This window comes from Aeromicrobium sp. REDSEA-S38_B2, from assembly GCF_001628525.1.
Classification (GTDB): domain Bacteria; phylum Actinomycetota; class Actinomycetes; order Propionibacteriales; family Nocardioidaceae; genus Aeromicrobium; species Aeromicrobium erythreum.
Map to the genome: position 1 here is coordinate 1 of NZ_LUNH01000104.1, position 2,934 is coordinate 2,934.

General features: G+C 68.4%; 1 protein-coding gene. It reads right to left on the bottom strand.

Features of this window, described 5'->3' with window-relative positions:
- The coding region (locus A6Q81_RS17150) for a (Fe-S)-binding protein (protein ID WP_286691223.1) at positions 1-2,479 on the bottom strand (2,479 nt) is incomplete at its 3' end.
- Between the last annotated feature and the right edge of the window lie 455 nt (positions 2,480-2,934).

Below are 2,934 nucleotides of genomic sequence, written 5' to 3' on the forward strand. Positions count from 1 at the left end.
CGGTACCGGCGGCGTCGCCCTTCTCGTCGACGTCGATGTTGTGCTGCGCCGCCACCTCGACGTCCGCCTCGGCGGAGGCCGGGGCGGGGTCGTCCTTCGGCGCCTCGGCCGGCTCGTCGGTGCCCTGCGGGTCCTCGTGGGCGTCGGCAGCGGGCGCGGCGTCGTCGGTCGCGCTGATCGACGCCGGGTCGGCCTCGTCCTTCGCGTCGGGCTCGGCCTCGGTGGCAGCAGCCGCAGCCGTCGCCTTCTCGGCCTCCTCGACCACGGCGGCGTCGTCCTCGGCCGTCGGCTCCTCAGGACGCTTCACGGCCGCGAGCAGCATCTGTGCGACGTCGAGCACCTCGACCTCCTCGCGTGCCTCGCCGGCCGCCTGCTGGGCCGTCAGGCCGTCGGACAGCATGACCCGGCAGAACGGGCAGCCCACGGCGATCTGGTCGGCGCCGGTGGCCACGGCCTCCTGGGTGCGGTTCACGTTGATCCGCGAGCCGAGGTTCTCCTCCATCCACATGCGCGCGCCACCGGCGCCACAGCAGAAGGAGCGCTCGGAGTTGCGCGGCATCTCGGCGAACTTCGCACCGGGGATGACGCTCAGCAGCTCGCGCGGCGCCTCGTACACCTGGTTGTGGCGGCCGAGGAAGCACGGGTCGTGGTAGGTGATCGTCTTCTCCGGCTCGGCCGACGCCGCAGCGCCCGCCTTCGGAGCGACGGGCTTCAGCTTGCCTTCGCGCACGAGGCGGTTGAGCAGCTGCGTGTGGTGCACGACCTCCAGCTCGACGCCGAACTCGGCGTACTCGTTCTTGAGGGAGTTGAAGCAGTGCGCGCAGGTCGAGACGACCTTCTTGGCCTTCGTCTCCTTCAGCACCTCGGAGTTCTCCATGGCCAGCTGCATGAAGACGATCTCGTTGCCGGCGCGACGCGCCGGGTCGCCGGTGCAGGTCTCGCCGTCACCGAGGATCGCGAACTCGACGCCCGCGGTGTGCAGCAGCTCGGCCACGGCCTGCGTGGTCTTCTTCGCACGGTCCTCGAAGGCACCGGCGCAGCCCACCCAGAACAGCCACTCGACCTCGTCGAGGCTCTCGACGTCGACACCGACCTGCTTGACCTCGAAGTCGAGGCCCTTGGTCCAGTCGAGGCGGTTCTTGGGGTTCATGCCCCAGGGGTTCCCCTTGCGCTCCAGGCCCTTGAAGATGTTGTTCAGCTCGGCCGGGAAGTTGCTCTCGACGAGCACCTGGAAGCGGCGCATGTCGTCGATGTGGTCGACGTGCTCGATGTCGACGGGGCACTGCTGGACGCAGGCGCCACAGTTCGTGCACGACCACAGGACGTCGGGGTCGATGACGCCGTACATCTCCTCGTCGCCGATGAGCGGACGCTCGACCTCCTTCTGCTGCTCCTCGGTGCGCTCGTCCTCCGGCACCGACAGCGCGGGGATCTTGGCGTAGGCGTGCTCACGCAGGCCCATCATGAGCAGCTTGGGGCTGAGCGGCTTCTCGGTGTTCCAGGCGGGGCACTGGCTCTGGCAGCGGCCGCACTCGGTGCAGGTGGTGAAGTCGAGCAGACCCTTCCACGAGAAGTCCTCGACCTTGCCGACGCCGAGCTTCTCGAAGTCCTCCTCCTCGAGGTCCTCCATCTTCTCCAGGTCGAGCGGCTCGCCGTTGACGAGGATCGGCTTGAGGCCACCGAGGGCCGTGCCGCCGTCGGACTCGCGCTTGAACCAGATGTTCGGCCACGCGGTGAAGCGGTGCCACGCGATGCCCATCGTCAGGTTGGTGGAGATGACGAGCAGCCAGATCATGGCCGAGACGACCTTGATCATCGCGATGGCGACGATGATGTCCTCGAGCGTGCCGATGTTCTCGGCGCCGGTCGGGTACAGGTTGCCGAAGTGCTGGGCGATCGGGAAGTGGAAACCGGTCGCGTACTCGGCGTCCTCGCCGCCGCGCGCCTGGAGCAGGTTGTACTCCGCGCCGCGGATGAACAGGATCGCGATGCTCTCGAGGAACACCATGAACTCGACGAAGTACGCCTGGCCCATGCGCGAGCCGAAGAAACGGCTCTGGCGCTGCAGGCGCTTCGGGTGCTTGACCTGGCGGTAGATCGCGAGCGGGATGATCGCGAGGGCGCCGAGCAGGCCGATGAACTCGCTGACCCACTCGTAGAGGAAGAAGTGGCCGATGATCGGCCAGACGAACTCCGGGTCGAACAGCTGGACGAAGCCCTGCGCGACGGCGGTCGCGAGCACGATGAACGCCAGGTAGACGAACCAGTGCAGGGCACCGATCCACGTCCACTGGAGCATCCGGGTGTGGAGGAACGTCTCCTTGACCATGTTCACCGTGCGGGCCGCGGGGTCGTTGGTGCGGCCGGGCGCGGGGCCGCCGGCGCGGACGACCGCGAGCATGCGACGCACCGCGACGACGGTGACGGGGATCGTGACGGCCGTGACGGCCAGGGAGACGATGATCGCGACGAGCTGCATGGAGCCTCAATCCTTGGTGCGACGACCGTGACAGTGGGGGTGACACTAGCCCCTCGCGTTCTTGTCCGCGGGGTAAGGCCACCCTGATCCTGCAGGTCAGCGGTCGGTTACCGGTGGGTAGGTACAGCCTAACCCCCGACGCGGACCTCTGTCCGCCGGTGTGAGCCGTTCGAGACCGCGCGGACCACGCTGGTCGAGTAGGCCGAGCGGCGACGAAGGAGCCCGGTTGGGCGTATCGAGACCACTCTGGGCGGTCGCCGGGGGTTGGCCCGCGCTGGGCCGTTGCCGGGTGGTCTCGATACGCGGCACGACGCTCCTTCGTCGCGCGTGCCGCTACTCGACCAGCGGAATCCACCGCTGGTCGAGTGCCTCCACGAGCGCCAGCGAGGGGAGGTGTATCGAGACCACTCCACGCTCACGCTGGGGGCTGGCCCGCGCTGATCCATTGCCGGGTG